Consider the following 16573-nt stretch of genomic DNA (forward strand, 5'->3'; position numbering starts at 1 on the left):
CGAAATCGGCCGTGTTGAACCCTTACTTGCCCCAGAACGGATCGCGCTTTCGCTGTTTGTCGAGGTACATCTGCAACGCTTCGAGTTCGTCGGCCGGGATGTCGTCCGAGAGTTCCTGTTCCAAAATCTTGGCGTGTTTCTCGGGAAGTTCGATCCACAACTCGTCGCCCTCGTCTATCTGCCTGCCGACGGTCGGCCCGTCGATGGCGACGCTGACTCGGCTTCCGGCGCGCGCTTCGTCCACGTCCTCGCCCTGTTCTTGGATGCCTTTGATGCTACCGACGCGTTTCGGCTCGTTGGCTTCGAACTTGGCGACGAAGGAGTTGTTCCGTACGGTCCCCGACATGACTTCCACGCCGACGACGGCGGGGTCGTTCTGTCGGAAGACGTGGTCTTCGAGGATGCGGAAGCGGGCCGGGCGGGTGATGTTGTCGAGGACGGTCTGTTGTTGGGCACGCTCCATCTCGTCCACGTACTCCTCGTACTCCTCGATGAGTTGGTAGATCACGTCGCTGTCGAACATCCGAACGTCCCGCTGGTCGGCTTCGTCCGCGGCCTCGGCGAGCGTGTCCACGTTGAACGCCAGAATCGTCCGGTGTTTCGGCTCGTCGGCGGTCGTCGCAAAGCGAATATCGCGCGGAGCGACGTCGCCGACTTCCGCACGCATGACGGGAATCTCTTGCTCTTCGAGCGTGCTCACGATGGCTTCGAGGCTTCCGAGGGTATCGGCTTTCACCGTGATTCCCTCCTCCTGCGTCCCGACTTCGACCTCCGCCAATTCGGCTTGTACCTCGGCGATGACGTCGTCGATTTCACGGTCACGGACGACCCTGACCGGTGCTCCGGCCATCGCGTCGTCGAGGTCGGGTGCGGCGATTTTCACACCCGATGCCGCCGCGATGGAATCGACCTTCTCGAATCTGTCCTCGGTTCGGATTTCGGCGAGCGGTCGCGGCTTCAACAAGGCACGAACGTCCGTCACGATGGGTTCGTTCTTCCCACCGACGACGATGGTTTCGTCGGCGTGGATAGTACCGTCGTACAAGACCACGTCGATGGTGGTCCCGAACCCTTTCTCTTCCTTGACTTCGAGGACGGTTCCGGCACCCGGTCCGCCCACGTCGATTTCCATGTCCTCGCGCATGTAGCGCTGGGCCAGCCCCATCAACACCGTGAGTACGTCCGGGACGCCTTCGCCCGTTTCCGCACTGACGGGGACGACGCCGATGTTGTTCTGGAAGTTCTGCACGCGCCAGTAGAGGTCGGCCGAAAAGCCCGCGTCGCTGAGTTCGCCGATCAGTTCGTAGAGGCTTCCGTCGAGGGTCGAGCGCGCACGGTCGCTTTGGGCCTCGTACGTCTGCTGCACCGGCGCATCGGTTTGGGGGTTCCACCCCGGCGTCGTGTCGATTTTGTTCGCCGCGACGACGAACGGCGTCTGTGACTGTTTGAGGATGTTGATGGCCTCCTCGGTCTGTGGCTGAAAGCCGTCGTTGACGTCCACGACGAGGATGGCGATGTCCGCGAGCGCGCCGCCACGTGACCGAAGGGTCGTGAACGAGTGGTGTCCCGGGGTGTCGATGAACAGTAGCCCCGGCAGGTCGAAGTCGTCCGGGTTGACCAGTTTCCCGGCGACTTTCGACACCACGTCGAGTGGCACGGCCGTCGCGCCGATGTGTTGTGTAATCGCTCCCGCCTCACCCTCGATGACCGTCGAGCCTCGAATCTTGTCGAGCAGGCTGGTCTTGCCGTGGTCGACGTGACCGAGGACTGCGACGATGGGAGTCCTGAGGGATTGAGTTTCCGTTTCGTGTGTATCTGTGTCCGACATACCTACCACCCGGGAGAAGTTCTTATCACAGAACAGCCCCGCACGGCATTTAACTCCATCGCCACGCCTGTGCGGCCTTCGAACTCCATTCATCGGAATTCGTCGGGAAGCAAGTCCTCCCCGTGGAGTTTATGTAGTAGCGCTCGGTAATCACCTCGTATGCCGAGCATACTCGCTGAAAACCTCTCGGGGAAGGCCGTCATGGGTTCTGACGGTACGGAACTGGGAATGCTCTACAACATCACCATGAACCTGAAGACGGGGGGGCTGTCGAGTCTCGTCGTCGAACCCGACGAACAGCTCGACACCGACACCGTGAACCTCGACATGAACGAGGACGGTCATTTCGAACTGCCCGTAAACCGAGTGCAGGCGGTCAAAGATTACATCGTCGTTCAGCGGTAAATGTACATCCTAGATTCCTCAGCGTTTATCAACGAGTACCACACCACCCAACAGACCGCGTCAATTCCGATGGTTCAGGAGGAACTGGAGGGCGAACACGCCTTCCGGTTCGACGCGATGGAGGGTTCGGGAATGCACATTCACATCCCGAGAGACGACGCCGTCGAGAAAGTCCGACGCGCGGCGGACCACACGGGCGATTTGGACGTGCTCTCGGACACGGACATCCGGCTCATCGCGTCCGCGTTCGAACTCGACGGAACGCTCGTCACCGACGACTACGCGATGCAGAACGTCTCCGACCGACTCGACGTTTCCGTCGAAGTCATCGCGCAGGACGGCATCGAGGAACAACGAAACTGGTCGTTCCAGTGTGCGGGTTGTGGTCGGGAGTTCGACGAGAAGAAAGAGCGCTGTCCGATCTGTGGCAGTCCCCTCACGCGGAAAAACCCGAACTGACTCGTTAGCTCGTGAACTGGAGGTATATCGTGGCGAAAGCGATGGCGTCGAACGTGCCGTGAACGAGCGCGGACGCGGTGAGGTTCTCCGTTTTGAGATACACCGTCCCGAGCACGAGCGAGAGGAGGAATATCGTGGCGAGTGTCCCTCCCAGTTGTGCAGGCGTCGAACCCGAACTGTACACGAAGACGTGTGCGAGCGCGAAGATCACGCTCGCGACGACGACGGCACCGTAGCCTGAAAACGTATCGTACAGCGATTTTTGAATGATGTTCCGGTACAACAGTTCCTCACACGGCCCGATGATGAGCCACGAGAGCGGGATGAAAAGGAGGAGTATCTCTGGATTCCCGCTTTTCGCCGTCTGCTCGACGCTGTGACTCGCCTCTTGGACCCCGAACAGCGACAGGAGCGCGGAACTGAGATACGTTAGTAGCAATATCGCCACGATCCCCGCGAGGGCGTAGCCGAGATCACGCCTACTCGGAACCTCGAAATCGACGTAATCGAGTCCACGCTTGGCGATGACGGCCAGCGCAATCGTCCCGGTTCCGAGTCCGAGCGAAACGATGCTCAGCGCGGACTGTACCATCACGCCGACGCCCGTTCCCCCCGCCAGAGCGACTAGCACGGTCGCCCAGAGGGAGATAGCGAAGAGACCAAGCGCCCCGAGGGCACCGCTTCGGAGCACTGCTTGTACCATCCGAGCGTGTGAAGGCTGGTTCGAGGACTCGCCCGAACTCGTCGCGGTACCGTCTTCCATGTGAAAAACTAGGAGTTGGGCAGTAAATGTGCTCCGACCGCTATGCGTTTCGACGGACGAGACCGATTCCGACGAGCGCGAACAGTGCGATCACGATTCCGAATCCCGGTTGACCGTCGCTCGCCGTCCGTTCGTTCGCCATCGTTTCGGTCACGGAATCCGTGTCGGTGGTGTCGTTTATCGCTCGGTTGGTCGGCGTGGTGCTCGACGTGGTCGATGCCATCGTCGCGTCCGTCCGTGTCGTCGCCGTCGTCGAAGTCATCGTGGCTGTCGTGTTCCTCGTAGTCGTCGAACCGGCGGCAGATTTCTCCGGTCGCTGGAGGACTCCGTCGGCAGTCGCCAGCACGTCGATTTCCGTCGAGTTGTTCCGTGGGTAACCGACGGCGACGCCGAACTCCGTGCCGGGTTCGTATTCGCTGAAGTTGAACGAGGCGTTGAAGCTGCGGTTCGGTTGCACGGTCACCGAATCGGACATGAAGAACTGCTTCGTGGCGTGGACTTGCACTTCGAGCTTCGTCCCGGGATCGAGCGTGGTGTTCCCGCGAATCGTCTGATTGGACGCAGCGTCGAGGGAGATCGAATCCCCTCCGTGCCGGATCGAAACGGCGCTGTTGTTTGCCGGTGTTTTGTCGTGGCTGAACGGCGTGCTCCCCACCGAATCGGGGGCGTACCGTCCGTGGGCCGTTGTCACACCCGTGACGAGCGAGAGAGTGAGAAATGCCACGAGTGCCATACAGAGTGATTTTCGTCTGTTCATGCTGGAAACGCGCCGTCCGGGAGACGACGCAGTTGATGTCGAATGAAAATTCGTGGTCCGGTATATGCTTTGTGAACGCGCGAGTTATTCGACAACCAGCTTTGATTTTTCGGCGACTGCTTCCGCCTCCTCGAACTCGCCGCCACCGAGAAGGCCGCGGGCGGCGCGCTTGCCCCATTCGACGGCGGGTTGGTTGAAGGTCTCGACGCTGTACAGTTCGCCCGCGAGGACACACGCCGCTTCCAAGCAGTAACAGAGTTCGCCGAGCCCGTACTCGTCGACGCGGTCGATTTCCAGACGGACGTTCGGTTGCCCGGACGCCGCGAGACTCGCCTCGGTCGCCTCGAACTCGGCCGACAGGAGCGTTCCGAGACTGCTCCCGCCCAGATATTCGAGACCGGGGAGGTCGGTCTCGGGAATCGAACGGTCCGCCCGTTCCGTCGGACGGACGAACGTCACCATCTTGTCCGACGGTCCGGCCCGGTACAGTTGGAGTTGTGAGTGCTGGTCGGTCGCACCGAGTGCACGTACCGGTGTCTGTCCCACGCCGTCTTTCCCCAGACTTTCGGCCCACAGTTGCGCGAACCATTCCGCGTACGTCTCCAGTGATTCGGCGTAGGGCATCATCGCGTTGATCCCCGCGCCGCGTTCGTCCAGCGCGTAGGTGATGGCCCCGTAGGCGTACGCTGGCGACTCGAACAGCGACCCCCCTAATCTATCGGCCTCGGCCTGCGCGCCGTCGAGGACCGCCTCGATGTCGTGGCCCTGGATCGCGGCACACGCCAGTCCGACCGTCGAGAGCATCGAAAATCGACCCGGGACGCCGTCGGGAACGTCGAGCGCGGGCAGGTCGTGACGGTCGGCGAGGTTGCGGAGGTTCCCCTCTTCGCCCGTCGTGACGAACGTCTGCTCGGTCCAATCCACGCCCGCCGACTCCATCGCGTCGCGGACGACGAGGAAGTTCGCCAGCGTCTCCGCCGTCGTTCCGGACCGTGAGACGACGTTGACCGCGGTGTCGGCGAGCGAAATCCCGTCGAGCAGGGACGCGACGTGTTCGGGGTCCACGTTGTCGAGGAAGTAGGCGTCCACGTCCGACTCCAGTCCGTGCGCGAGCGTCGCCGCGCCGAGCGCGCTGCCGCCGATGCCGACCGTTAGCACCGTCTCGACGTCGGCGAACGGTTCGACTGCGGTCCGGATCTCCGCCGGATTCGTCGTCTCCGGAAGGTTCAGGGCCGCGTAGCCGTGTTCGTCGTTCGCTCGTCCGGTTTCGATTCGCTCGTGGGCGTCCGCGACGCGGTCGTCCAATCGGGACAGTGTGTCGCGCGAGACGCCGGGCGAGGCGACGCTGTCGAGAGCGTTGCCGAGATCAACTCGCATACGAAATTCCCCACCGTCGGACGTAAAAAAGACACCCCCTTCGAGGCGAGAAAATAGTTCCCGAACGGTAGGTCGGCGTTCCGTCGGGACGGAAGTTCCGACAACCGTCGTCGTTTCTCGAACGGACACGACCGCCGGAATCAGCGATTGGCACAACTGCCGGAATCTCGCATTTTCACAACCACCAGAATCAGCAATTGAGACAACCACCGGAAACTCGAATGGACACAACCGCCAGAGAACAGCAATCGACGCAACCGCAGGTTCCTCGTTACTTCCCGTGAGCGAAGCGAACGGACTCGGCGCGGACCGGAGAGGCACGAAGTGCCTCGAAGGGAGCACCGAGGTTTTGGTCCAGATTTTGCCAGAGAGCCAGCCGAAACGACGACAGTGGTCGTCGTTTCGGTCTGCGACCGCAGCAAAAGGTGGCAGTTAAAAGGTGGGTTCTTAGTAGGCGTACCGCAGGTTCGGGACCGTCGTGTCGTCACCGGCTTCCATCTTTTCGAGCGCGTCTTCGAAGTCGGCCATGGTGACTTCGGTCCGCTCGTCGCGGATGGCGACCATGCCGGATTCGGTGGTCAGGCTCTCTATCTCCGCACCGCTGAAGCCGTCGGTTTCCTCGGACAGGCGGTCGAAGTCCACGCCGTCGGCGAGGTTCATGCGCTGGGTGTGGATTTCGAGGATACGGCGACGGCCCTCCGCGTCCGGGTTGGGCACTTCGATGAGGCGGTCGAAGCGACCGGGGCGGAGGATGGCGCTGTCGAGCATGTCGAAGCGGTTGGTCGCCGCGATGATGCGGATGTTGCCACGGTCCTCGAAGCCGTCCATCTCCGAGAGCAGTTGCATCATCGTCCGCTGGACTTCGGCGTCGCCCGATGTCTTCGAGTCGGTCCGCCGCGAGGCGACGGCGTCGATTTCGTCGATGAAGATGACGGCGGGTTCGCGTTCGGCCGCGAGCGAGAACAGGTCGCGGACGAGTTTCGCACCCTCGCCGATGAACTTCTGGACGAGTTCCGACCCGGCCATCTTGATGAACGTGGCGTCGGTTTCGTTGGCGACCGCTTTCGCCAGCATCGTCTTCCCGGTTCCCGGCGGTCCGTGGAGGAGGACGCCGCTCGGGGGTTCGATACCGGCCTCCTCGAACTGTTCCGGGTTGACGAGCGGTTCCTCGACCGCTTCCCGGACTTCCCGAATCTGGTCGCCGATGCCACCGATGTCCTCGTAGGTGACGCTCGGCGACGCGTCGACTTCCATCGCCTGCGCACGGGCATCCTTTTCGGTGTCCAACACCCGTTGGATGGTGAACGAATCGTTGACCGCGACGCGGTCCCCTGCCTCGATATCGGACCGCATCTGGACCGCCACGTCGGTCAGCACTTCCTGGTTGTTGCCGTGTTGTTTGATGATGATGCCGTCGTCGGTAACGTCCTCGACGGTCGCGACGTACAGCGAAGTCGTTTTCAGCATCTCGTTTTCGCGCTGTAGTTTGTCGACTTCCTCGGAGAGGTTGTCGTGTCGCTCCGCGGCCGCATCGACGCGCTCACGCAGTTTGTCGTTGACTTTGGTGATATCCGTAAAATGATCTTGAAGTGCCGACAGGCGCTCCTCGTCGGACATGTCCGGGTCCAGTTCAAGCGTTGGACGGTCGGGAACGGATGGACTACGTGACATTTGTTATTCGTTCGTAAGGCGCCACATTAAAAGTGCCTTTGGGTCGCGGGGTATCCACAAAGTTGGTATAGCTGCATCTATCGGCGCGGATTGCCGGGAAATTCAAAGCAAAAAAGGCGCTGACGAGTGGAAAAAACGACGCGCGTTAGAGCAGTTCTTCCATCTCGTCCAGTCGCTCGCCGTACACGTCCAGCGCGCGCTGAATGGGTTCGGGCGAACTCATATCCACGCCCGCACCTTGAAGCAGTTCGAGCGGGTACTCGCGCGACCCGTTACGCAGGAAGTCGAGATACCGTTCCGCGGCGGGTTCGCCTTCCTCCAAAATCTTGTCCGCCAGCGCGACGGCGGCGCTGATCCCCGTGCTGTACTGGTAGACGTAGTAGGCGCGATAGAAGTGCGGGATACGCATCCATTCGCGCTCGATTCGGTCGTCGACGACGGCGGGTTCGTAGAACTCGCGCTTCAGGTCGCCGTACACCCCGTCGATCCTGTCGGGCGTGAGCGCCTCGTCGTTTTCCGCGAGTTGGTGTACTTGGTGCTCGAAATCGGCGAACAGCGTCTGTCGGTAGAGCGTCGAACGGAACCGTTCCAGATACTCGTTCAGGATGTGTCGGCGGAGGTCGGGGTCCTCGACCGTTTCGAGGAGGTGGTGGGTCAACAGCGCTTCGTTGACCGTGCTGGCGACTTCGGCGACGAAGATTTCGTACCCGCTGTACGCGTAGGGTTGTTCCTCGCTCGTCAACTGCGAGTGAAGAGAGTGACCGAGTTCGTGTGCCAGCGTGTACATCGAGGAGATGTCGTCCTGATAGTTCATCAGGATGAACGGCTGGGTGTCGTAGGTTCCGCCGCTGTAGGCACCCGCTCGTTTGTCCTTCGTCTCGTACACGTCGATCCACTGCGACTCGATCCCCTCGGCGACACGCGACTGATAGTCGTCACCGAGCACTCCCACCGCGTCCACGACGTACTCGACCGCTTGGTCGTAATCGAGGTCCGGGCTTTCGGTGTCCGTCATCGGCATGTACACGTCCCACATCTGCAGTTCGTCCACGCCGAGACTCTCGCGTTTGAGTTCCACGTGCTTGTGGAGTTTGTCGAGGTTGTCACGGACGGTATCGAGGAGGTTGTCGTACACCTCGACGGGAACGTTCGGGCCGTCCAACGCGGCCTCGCGTGCGGTCTCGTAGTTCCGGGCGCGGGCGTACTTCACGTCGGATTTGACGCTGTTTTTGTACGCCGCACCGACCGAGTTTCGAACGTCGCTCCACTCGTCGAAATAGTTCTCGTAGACGGTCTGGCGGAACTCGCGGTCCTGATTTTTGAGGAGGTTGACGAAGTTGCTCTGGGTGATTTCGACCGACTCCCCGTCGGGGTTTTCGACCGTCGGGAACGTCATGTCGGCGTTCGAAAGCATGCTGTAAATCTCGTTCGGCGCGCCGGTGACTTCGCCGAACTCCGCGAGCAGGTTCTCGATCTCGGCCGAGCGGGTGTGCTCTTTCATCCGGATCGTGTCGTCCAACGCGTGTTCGTACTCCTCCAATCCGTCCGTTTCCGCGATCATCCGGTCGAGTTCCTCGCGGTCGAGCGACTGTATCTCCGGTTCGATGAAACTCGTCGCGCTTCCCGCACGGGACGCGAGCGACTGGGCACGCGAGGCGAGCGCTTGGTACTCCTGGTTGGACGTGTCCTCGTCGCTTCGCATTCGAGCGTAGGAGGCGACCATCGACACTTCGCGTCCGAGTTCGTCGGTGAGTCGAAGTATCGTGAGGAGCGTCTCGCCGTCCTCGGTGACCTGTCCCTCGTACTCTTCGAGTTCGCTCAACCGCTCCTCCACGTCCTCGTAGGCGTCCTCCCACTCGTCGTCTGTCGCGTAGATGCTCTCCAGATCCCACTTGTATTGGGCGTCGATATCGCTCCGTTCGGGAACAGAACTCATACCACGAACTACGACTAGCCCCGCCGTAAACGTTGATATTCCGGAATGAGGGGATTTCCGCTGAAACGAGGTTTTTAACCGATGACGACGCAGTGGCTGTATGACCGACGAGACGGCACGCGCACTCGGCGAAATGTGGCAGGACGACTACCCGTGGGCCTTCCTGACGAAACTGACCGAACTCGAAAACAGGATGGGCGGCCATCCCGGCGAGGAACGAGCGGCGGAACTGGTCGTGGAGGCGTTCGAACGTGCCGGGGCACGGAATGCACACACCGAGGCGTTCGACATGAACTGTTGGACCCGCGGGTCGGCCGAACTCGCCGTCACCGACCCGGTCGAACGGTCGTTCGAGACCATCGCGCTCCCGTACTCGCTGGCGGGTGACGTGCAGGGAGAACTGGTAGACGTCGGTCACGGTATGCCCGAGGAGATAGACGCGGTCGACGTGGCCGGAAAGATCGCCGTCGCCAGCACGACGACGCCCGACGGAAGCCGGTTCATCCACCGAATGGAGAAGTTCGGACACGCCGCCGCCGCGGGTGCGGAGGCGTTCATCTTTCACAACCACGTTCCAGGACAGCTTCCGCCGACCGGTTCGCTCACGTTCGGGGACGAAGCCGCACTTCCCGCCGTCGGCGTCAGCAAGGAGACCGGCGCGTGGTTGACCGAATACGCCGAGACGGGTGCGACCGCGAGGCTGGTCGTCGACGCGACGACCGAACCGGGAACCAGTCACAACGCCGTCGCGGAATTCGGTCCCGAGACCGACGAAGAGGTCGTCGTCGTCGCCCACTTGGACGGACACGACATCGCGGAGGGGGCACTCGACAACGGCTGTGGCATCACTACCGTCGTCGCGGCGGCCCACGTGCTCGCGAAGATGGACCTCGACACGCGCGTCCGGGTCGTGGGCGTCGGCTGTGAGGAGATCGGGTTACTGGGCGCACAAGCGTTGGTCGAGTCGCTCGATACGGAGCGGACGAAAGCCGTCGTGAACGTCGACGGTGCCGGGCGGTTCCGTGACATGCTGGCGTACATGCACGGCTCCGAGACGATGCGTTCGGTGATCGAAACCGTCTCGGATGAGGCGAACCAACCGATCTCGATTCAGGAGGGCGTGCATCCGTTCAGCGACCACTGGCCGTTCCTGAAGGCAGGTGTTCCGGCGCTCCAACTCCACAGTGAAGCCGACGTCAGCGCACCCGGTCTTCGGGGACGCGGGTGGGGTCACACGCACGCCGACACGCGGGACAAGGTGGACGACCGCAACCTCCGCGAACACGCCATGCTGGCGGCGTTGTTGATCCGGGAGGTCGCATCGCGCGGCGAGATTCCGCGTCCGGAACCGGACGGAATCGTGGAAAACCTCCGCGAACAGGAGTACGAGGAGGGAATGCGAGCGGCGGGTATCTGGCCCGACGGCTGGAACTAGGCTCGGTTCGTGATTTCCACCTGAACGATTTCTTCGACGAGTATCGCAAGTCCGCGAACGATGAGATACACGCCACCGACGAGCGATGCGAGCGCGAGGAGGGCGAAGACGACGGTTCCGAGGAACCCGAACGCTCCCATCACGAACACGCCGAGCGTTCGTCCCAAAAACATCGCCAGCAGCCCCAGCACGATATTTACCGTTACTTCCCACAGCAATCCATCATTGACCATACCGAAAAGAAAGGCGTGTTCGGTATATATCTACTCGATAGTTCGACAGATGTCCCGCGCCACGCGACTCCTCGTCCGCCGTTCCACTCGGAGGTCGCCGAACACGTCGTGGAGGCTTTTCGTCGCCGCGCCGTCCACCGCGAATTCGAAATCGTAGCCCACGTCCGCGAGGTAGAGCGGATGGGCGGGTGCGCACGGAACGCCTTCCTTCCCGTCGAGCGGTTCCGACGCGAGCACGCGGTCGATCTTCGCCATCTCCTCCTCGCCGGTCGCGACGGCGTGAATCAGCGAGACGACCCGCCGGACGAGGTTTCTGGCGAAGCCGCTGGAGCGAAGCGTGAAGACGAGGTAATCGTCGTCCTGGAGCACGTCGATATCGAGGTCGCGGACGGTTCCCTCGGTGTCCGGGGTCAGGTTGTGAAAGTCGTGTTCGCCCGAGAGCCGTCTCGATGCCTCCTTTGCCAGCCCGAGGTTGGCTCGTGGCGCATGAGAATGATAGACATACTCCCGGTAGTAGGCGTCGTGAGTCGCGTGAAACGCCGGATCGACGTCCGTGCTGGCCCAGACGCGAATCTCGCCCGGGAGTTCGCTGTTGAACGCCGACGGGGAGAGCCACTCTGGGCACTCGAAGGCGACCGTCTGTGCGAGGGCGGACACGCCCGCGTCGGTTCTTCCGGCGGCGGCGTACCCCTCCGGTACGTTGTCCGCGACGCCGAGGGCACACAGGGAATCGAACAGGGTATCCTCGACGGTCGGGACGTCCGGCTGTCGCTGGAATCCGTAAAACGGGCTACCGTCGTAGGCGACTCGAAAGGCGCGCATCGACAGTCGGTACACGAGCCGAGCCTTTAGTTCGTCGGTTGTTACCGCCTCTGCGGAGGTTCGCTGGGAAATCGTACCGGAAAACAGGGCCGTTGTTCGAATCGAGTATCCTCGGAGTATATTCGAAATCCGGGGTTAACGTTCCCCGGTGAATCCCGTAACGTAGGTCTGTTCGTGGGCGGGGAACACGTCGGCGATGGTCTCGTCCCCGTGTCCGTCGGCGAGGAGCGTTCGAAGCTCGGCCTCGTAGTCGGCCTTCCGAATCTCGTCGCTCGGCCCGGACTCCACGTCGAGCGTCGCCGCGACGAGACGGTCGACGGCACCCCGGCCGAATCCGGAGAGCGGAACGATGTAGTCGATACCGTGGCGGTCTTCGAGGCTTTGGGCTTGTGCACGCGAGACGGTCGGCACGCGGTCGTCACGGCGCGTGCGTCGGCAATCGCGTCGAACCCCATCGCCGCGACGGCTTCCAACGCGTGAAGGTGGACGTGTTGGATGCCGTTTCGCGGATAGCCGTCTTCGACCATCCGCTCGACGGCTTCGGCCGCGACCTCCCGGTCGAGTTCGACCGACTCGAAGTCGAAACCGGTCGCTTCGGCGGTGTCACGGGCGTGTTTCCAATCGTCCGTGACGCCGAAGTGAGCCGTTACGAGGGTGATGTCGTAGAAATCGTCCAGTATGAGTGCGGCAAGGGTCGAATCCTTGCCGCCGCTGTAGAGGAGTCCGAGCTCCATCTCAGCGGCGCTTGATGTTGAAGCTCGTCTTATCGGGCTTCAGTTCGCGTAGCAACTCCTTCATCTTCGCGTCGTCTATTTTTCCGTTGATACGGCCGCTCTGTGCGATCGCCAGTATCTGTTGTTCGACCTGTTCCGCGAACTGCGGTTTGCTCATGCGAACCGAGTTCAGCCGCTTTCGCGCGCCGTCGGTCAGGTACTGTCGAAGCAACGCCTGTTTCTGGGCGTTCGCCTGCTGCTGTGCTTGCTGTTGAGCTTCTTCTTGCTGTTGCTGATCCTGTAGCTCTTCCATTTTCTGCTTTCGAAGCTCTTCCAATCGTTCGTCGTCGGGATTTCCACTCATCTCTTATCGGTTGTTTACCCCGCACGACCAAAAACAATTACGGACGTTCTCTCTCGGACGCCGTGACGTGGAGTCGAATACCCACGACTGGTCGAAAGAAGGTGAAAAACGGAAAAACGGACGTATTCAGGCGTAGCGTTCGAGTTCCGGTCGGTCGAGGTCGGAGAGGACTTCACCGGCGGTGTCGTCGAGAAGGCTTCGACCGTCAGCCGTGATTTCGCGGCCGCGGTGTTCGTTGGACTGGATGAGGTCTTCCTCTTCGAGTTGCTGGAGGATGGTTCGGATGACCTTCTTGCTGCCGTCCGATCGGTGGCTCGGAGCGACGGCGTAGCGGTTCGAACCGCCCTTGCTGCCGCCGTATTCGGTCGAAAGTCGCTCGACACCGATGGGGCCGTTCATGGCGACCTTGCGAAGGAGGCTTCCGGCGCGGATGTGCCAGAAGTTCTCCTGTTCCGGAGGCAGTTCGCGCTGAGCACCCGTCTTCGTGAATTCTGCCCAGTCCGGTCGGTCGAATCGTTCTTCGAGGTCGTCGGCGAGCGCGTCGATAAGCGCATCCGCCGGAACGTCGTAGAGCGTCGTCATAGGACAGATTTCCTTGCGACGGCGTTTAAAGCCATCGTTACGGAGTAGGGACCCACCGTCAGTCGCTTCTGACGCTGCCGGTCTTCGCGTTGTCGGCTTCCAACATCGCCGTCGTGGAACCGCCGATGAGGACCGGAAGGAAGTACGTCGCGCCACGGTGAATCAGCGCTGCCGCGCTCGCCGTCGTCGCCGAGACCCCGGCGATGGGGACGAGCAGGATGACCAACACGGCGTCGACTCCGCCGAGACCACCGGGAAGTGGGGTGATACTGGCCATACTTCCGAGGGGGATTACGAACAGAACGGCCGCGAACGGGACGGTGTATCCGAGCGCGTAGAACGACAGCCAGAGTGACACCGCCGAGAGAAACCATCCGAACGCCGAGAAAAATATCGAAAGCGCGAGGCCACGACGGTTCCCCGCGACGCGTTCGATAGCGTCGAAAAACCCGCGGAGGCGGTGAACTACCGCCGCTTTGCTCGTCGGCGTGAGCCGCGGTACGAACCGGGCCAAGCCGCCGACGACCCTCACGACGATGTCGGCGATTTTCATCTCGACTTGGTCACGGTTCCTCCATCCGAGGATTGCGACGATGGGAACGGCGATGGCGACTGCGACGATAGTGAGTCCGACCATCACGAGGGCGTGCCCGAGCGTGAGCACTGTCGCGTAGTAGGCCACACCGACGAGCGCGAAAGAGATGGACGGGACGAAGTTGATGGAGTCCACGCTGGCGATAGCGCCGAGACTCGACTCGTAATCGGCGTTCGTCGTCCGCGAGATGAGCAGCGCGGCGAACGGTTCGCCGCCCGCTTGTCCGAACGGGGTGACGTTGTTGGCGAACGTCGCACCGGCGTAGAGCGAAAACGCGCGCAGCACGGAGATACGAATCCCGAGAACGCCGAGGACGGTACGGAGCGACATAGACCACGAGAAAAGCCACGCTAGGGCGACGACGGCGACGGCGATGACGATTCGTCCGTCGGCCATCGTGAGCGACGTCATAATTTCGTTGATACCAGCGAGTGAAAAGATGACGAGCAGAACGGCAATCGCGGCTACGAAGCCGACGATTATCGTTCGCATGTCACCCAAGTCGAGACGCATCACATTTCTAATAACGCGGGGGTGGCTTGAAGCCAACGAAGACCGTTCGGCTTTTTCCCTCACCGCGAGCAAACGACGTGTATGGACGAACGCGCCGCGCTCCGGTTACTTGCGGGCGAGCTCCCCGACGCGGGAGATGACGCCGCCGTCATCGACGGACACGTGCTGACTACGGACATGCTCCACGAGACCACGGACTTCCCGGGCGGAACGACCCGATACACCGCTGGCTGGCGAGCAGTCGGCGCGTCCCTCTCCGACGTCGCGGCGATGGGCGCGAGCGCAGTCGCTGGCGTCGCCGTCTACGCGGCACCCGAGTTCGAACCGACGGAACTGGAGTCGTTCGTCGAGGGCGCGAGCGACGTCTGTAAGTCCGTCGGTGCGCGGTACGTCGGCGGCGACTTGGACACGTTCGAGGAGTTCACCACGTCTACGACGGTGCTCGGTCGAACCGACGACCCCGTTTTGCGTTCGGGAGCGACCGTCGGCGACCTGCTCTGCGTCACCGGAACGCTCGGCCGAAGCGGCGCGGCCCTTCGACTGTTCGAAGCGGGTGACGTGGAGCGAGCGAACGATCTGTTCCGGTTCCAGCCACGGGTCGAGGACGGCCTCGCACTCGCCCCGTTTGCGACCGCGATGATGGATTCGAGCGACGGCCTCGCGCGGTCGGTCCATCAACTCGCCGAAGCCAGCGGCTGTGGTTTCGAACTCGACGGCGAATCGGTTCCCGTCGCCGAAAGCGTTCGGGAGGTCGCGGCGGATGAGGGGGACGAACGTGATTTGAGCTTCTACTTCGGCGAGGATTTCGAACTCGTGTTCACCGTTCCCGAATCGCGGTTGGCTGACGCACGGACGGCCGCGCCGACGCCGATTTCGGTCGTCGGCGAAGTCACTGACGGGGGGGACGATTCGGACTCGAAAATCACGATCGATGGCGAACCGTTACCCGACCGCGGCTACACGCACGGGCGGACGGACGGAGAGTAGAGCGTCCTCGACTCAGGAGATGATTCTGATGGGCGTCGGCGTGAAACAGAGGATGCCGAGCACGAACGTGAGCAACCCGAGTATCTTCCGGCGAGTGTCGAGGTCGCCGTCGTCGATGGGCGTCGCGGGGCCCACGTACGCGAAGAACATCGAGAGGAACCCCCAGATGACCCAGAGAACGGTGGCGTTGCTCACGTCGAGGACGTAGAAGACGTACGCGGCGAGACCGAACAGGACCGCCGGAACGAGCGCGGCGATGCTCTCCTGACGTTCGCCGATCATCGCGCGGACGATGTGCCCACCGTCGAGTTGCCCGACCGGAATGAGGTTGAGGAACGTGACGAACATGCCGACCCAGCCGCCGATGACGACGGGGTTGACGGATTTTGCGGGATCATCGAACGTGAGCGGTTGGCCCATCACCATGGCGATTCCCTTGAGGAGCGGCGGGTAGCCGAACTGAATCTCCACGAGGTTCGCGCTGTTCATCACCGACTGGGGAACTGTAACTGGATCGAGCGTCAGACCGACGGCGGTGACGATGACCGTCGCGACGAGTCCGGCGAGCGGCCCCGAGACACCGATGTCGAACAGCGCTTCCCGGTCCGGCATCTGCCCTTTCATCCGGATGACCGCGCCCATGGTCCCGATGAGGGTCGGCATCGGGATGAAGTACGGAAGCGTCGCGTCCACGCCGTGATAGCGGCTCATCACGTAGTGGCCGAGCTCGTGCGTTCCCAGTACGCCCATCACGGCGAACGCGAACGGCCACGCGGTCAGGACGGCCTTCACAGGATGAGTAAACGGATGGACGTGGTACCACGAGGCACCCGCTATCAGCGTCGAGAGGACGGTTGCGACGAAGAGAACGACGTTCTTCCACGGGATTCCGTCCGGACCGAGGTGAATCGGTTCGGCGACCAGCACGTACTCCCCCATTCGCGTCGAAAGCGAGACCTCGTACCCCTGCTCACGGAAAAGCGGCCATAACGTCTGCATCAGGTGCTCTTGAGTGACGAGTGGCTCTCCATAGTAAACTAACTGCTCGCCATCAGTTCGGACATCGTACACCCGAAATACCGAGTGCAACCGTTCCAGCGATGGTCCTGCGTTTGGCGGCTCCCTTGAAGCCA

At 61.9% G+C, this 16573-nt stretch carries 16 protein-coding genes and 1 pseudogene; 4 read left to right on the forward strand and 13 right to left on the reverse strand.

Going from position 1 to position 16573, the window contains the following annotated elements; all coding sequences use genetic code 11:
• Positions 1-22 precede the first annotated feature (22 nt).
• Positions 23-1828, reverse strand: coding sequence for a translation initiation factor IF-2 (gene infB / locus A4G99_RS06245; RefSeq protein WP_066140811.1), 1806 nt, complete (start codon positions 1826-1828; stop codon positions 23-25).
• Positions 1829-1987: 159 nt separating this feature from the next.
• Between infB and A4G99_RS06250 the strand changes: the two genes are divergently transcribed.
• Positions 1988-2233, forward strand: coding sequence for a PRC-barrel domain-containing protein (locus A4G99_RS06250; RefSeq protein WP_066140814.1), 246 nt, complete (start codon positions 1988-1990; stop codon positions 2231-2233).
• Positions 2234-2692 carry an NOB1 family endonuclease gene (locus A4G99_RS06255; RefSeq protein ID WP_066140816.1) on the forward strand — a complete coding sequence of 153 codons (459 nt, stop codon included), beginning with the start codon at positions 2234-2236 and terminating at the stop codon, positions 2690-2692.
• Between the two features lie 4 nt (positions 2693-2696).
• On the opposite strand, the gene A4G99_RS06260 is transcribed toward A4G99_RS06255, so the two are convergent.
• The 5 genes from A4G99_RS06260 to pepF form a co-directional block, all read right to left on the reverse strand.
• On the reverse strand, positions 2697-3455 hold the full coding sequence (locus A4G99_RS06260) for a CPBP family intramembrane glutamic endopeptidase (protein WP_066140819.1): 759 nt from the start codon (positions 3453-3455) through the stop codon (positions 2697-2699).
• Between the two features lie 40 nt (positions 3456-3495).
• The gene (locus A4G99_RS06265; protein ID WP_223301742.1) at positions 3496-4188 is read right to left on the reverse strand and encodes a BGTF surface domain-containing protein; all 693 of its coding nucleotides are present in this window, start codon (positions 4186-4188) and stop codon (positions 3496-3498) included.
• A gap of 108 nt (positions 4189-4296) precedes the next feature.
• The gene (locus A4G99_RS06270) at positions 4297-5589 is read right to left on the reverse strand and encodes a glucose-6-phosphate isomerase (RefSeq protein WP_066140826.1); all 1293 of its coding nucleotides are present in this window, start codon (positions 5587-5589) and stop codon (positions 4297-4299) included.
• A gap of 447 nt (positions 5590-6036) precedes the next feature.
• Positions 6037-7260 carry a proteasome-activating nucleotidase gene (locus tag A4G99_RS06275; protein ID WP_066140829.1) on the reverse strand — a complete coding sequence of 408 codons (1224 nt, stop codon included), beginning with the start codon at positions 7258-7260 and terminating at the stop codon, positions 6037-6039.
• 145 nt (positions 7261-7405) lie between these two features.
• On the reverse strand, positions 7406-9196 hold the full coding sequence (pepF, locus tag A4G99_RS06280) for an oligoendopeptidase F (protein WP_066140832.1): 1791 nt from the start codon (positions 9194-9196) through the stop codon (positions 7406-7408).
• 100 nt (positions 9197-9296) lie between these two features.
• Between pepF and A4G99_RS06285 the strand changes: the two genes are divergently transcribed.
• Entirely contained in the window at positions 9297-10631 is a 1335-nt protein-coding gene (locus A4G99_RS06285) for a M28 family peptidase (RefSeq protein WP_066140837.1), read from the forward strand.
• Here the strand turns inward: A4G99_RS06285 and A4G99_RS06290 are convergent.
• The 6 genes and pseudogenes from A4G99_RS06290 to A4G99_RS06315 form a co-directional block, all read right to left on the reverse strand.
• Positions 10628-10864 (reverse strand): hypothetical protein, encoded by a 237-nt coding sequence (locus A4G99_RS06290; protein WP_066140840.1) that lies wholly within the window; start codon positions 10862-10864, stop codon positions 10628-10630. The genes A4G99_RS06285 and A4G99_RS06290 overlap by 4 nt on opposite strands.
• Positions 10865-10894: 30 nt before the next feature.
• The gene (truA, locus tag A4G99_RS06295; RefSeq protein ID WP_066142394.1) at positions 10895-11686 is read right to left on the reverse strand and encodes a tRNA pseudouridine(38-40) synthase TruA; all 792 of its coding nucleotides are present in this window, start codon (positions 11684-11686) and stop codon (positions 10895-10897) included.
• Between the two features lie 135 nt (positions 11687-11821).
• A pseudogene (locus A4G99_RS06300) lies at positions 11822-12420 on the reverse strand (asparagine synthase-related protein).
• Between the two features lies 1 nt (position 12421).
• Positions 12422-12763 (reverse strand): DNA-binding protein, encoded by a 342-nt coding sequence (locus A4G99_RS06305; RefSeq protein ID WP_066140843.1) that lies wholly within the window; start codon positions 12761-12763, stop codon positions 12422-12424.
• 126 nt (positions 12764-12889) lie between these two features.
• The gene (locus A4G99_RS06310; protein WP_066140846.1) at positions 12890-13345 is read right to left on the reverse strand and encodes a 30S ribosomal protein S19e; all 456 of its coding nucleotides are present in this window, start codon (positions 13343-13345) and stop codon (positions 12890-12892) included.
• Positions 13346-13403: 58 nt separating this feature from the next.
• Positions 13404-14432, reverse strand: a complete 1029-nt coding sequence (locus A4G99_RS06315; RefSeq protein ID WP_223301743.1) for a lysylphosphatidylglycerol synthase transmembrane domain-containing protein — start codon at positions 14430-14432, stop codon at positions 13404-13406.
• Between the two features lie 102 nt (positions 14433-14534).
• Here A4G99_RS06315 and thiL point away from each other — a divergent pair, with 102 nt between their 5' ends.
• The gene (thiL, locus tag A4G99_RS06320) at positions 14535-15440 is read left to right on the forward strand and encodes a thiamine-phosphate kinase (protein ID WP_066140852.1); all 906 of its coding nucleotides are present in this window, start codon (positions 14535-14537) and stop codon (positions 15438-15440) included.
• Between the two features lie 12 nt (positions 15441-15452).
• Here thiL and A4G99_RS06325 read toward each other — a convergent pair whose 3' ends face one another.
• The gene (locus A4G99_RS06325) at positions 15453-16439 is read right to left on the reverse strand and encodes a site-2 protease family protein (RefSeq protein WP_082837716.1); all 987 of its coding nucleotides are present in this window, start codon (positions 16437-16439) and stop codon (positions 15453-15455) included.
• Between the last annotated feature and the right edge of the window lie 134 nt (positions 16440-16573).

It is taken from the genome of Haladaptatus sp. R4 (assembly GCF_001625445.1).
Taxonomy (GTDB): Archaea; Halobacteriota; Halobacteria; order Halobacteriales; family Haladaptataceae; genus Haladaptatus.

Coding starts and splice junctions, on each gene's coding strand:
- infB (WP_066140811.1), bottom strand. CDS start 1,828: ATGTCGGACACAGATACACACGAAACGGAAACTCAATCCCTCAGGACT.
- A4G99_RS06250 (WP_066140814.1), top strand. CDS start 1,988: ATGCCGAGCATACTCGCTGAAAACCTCTCGGGGAAGGCCGTCATGGGT.
- A4G99_RS06255 (WP_066140816.1), top strand. CDS start 2,234: ATGTACATCCTAGATTCCTCAGCGTTTATCAACGAGTACCACACCACC.
- A4G99_RS06260 (WP_066140819.1), bottom strand. CDS start 3,455: ATGGAAGACGGTACCGCGACGAGTTCGGGCGAGTCCTCGAACCAGCCT.
- A4G99_RS06265 (WP_223301742.1), bottom strand. CDS start 4,188: ATGGCACTCGTGGCATTTCTCACTCTCTCGCTCGTCACGGGTGTGACA.
- A4G99_RS06270 (WP_066140826.1), bottom strand. CDS start 5,589: ATGCGAGTTGATCTCGGCAACGCTCTCGACAGCGTCGCCTCGCCCGGC.
- A4G99_RS06275 (WP_066140829.1), bottom strand. CDS start 7,260: ATGTCACGTAGTCCATCCGTTCCCGACCGTCCAACGCTTGAACTGGAC.
- pepF (WP_066140832.1), bottom strand. CDS start 9,196: ATGAGTTCTGTTCCCGAACGGAGCGATATCGACGCCCAATACAAGTGG.
- A4G99_RS06285 (WP_066140837.1), top strand. CDS start 9,297: ATGACCGACGAGACGGCACGCGCACTCGGCGAAATGTGGCAGGACGAC.
- A4G99_RS06290 (WP_066140840.1), bottom strand. CDS start 10,864: ATGGTCAATGATGGATTGCTGTGGGAAGTAACGGTAAATATCGTGCTG.
- truA (WP_066142394.1), bottom strand. CDS start 11,686: ATGCGCGCCTTTCGAGTCGCCTACGACGGTAGCCCGTTTTACGGATTC.
- A4G99_RS06305 (WP_066140843.1), bottom strand. CDS start 12,763: ATGAGTGGAAATCCCGACGACGAACGATTGGAAGAGCTTCGAAAGCAG.
- A4G99_RS06310 (WP_066140846.1), bottom strand. CDS start 13,345: ATGACGACGCTCTACGACGTTCCGGCGGATGCGCTTATCGACGCGCTC.
- A4G99_RS06315 (WP_223301743.1), bottom strand. CDS start 14,432: ATGCGAACGATAATCGTCGGCTTCGTAGCCGCGATTGCCGTTCTGCTC.
- thiL (WP_066140852.1), top strand. CDS start 14,535: ATGGACGAACGCGCCGCGCTCCGGTTACTTGCGGGCGAGCTCCCCGAC.
- A4G99_RS06325 (WP_082837716.1), bottom strand. CDS start 16,439: ATGCAGACGTTATGGCCGCTTTTCCGTGAGCAGGGGTACGAGGTCTCG.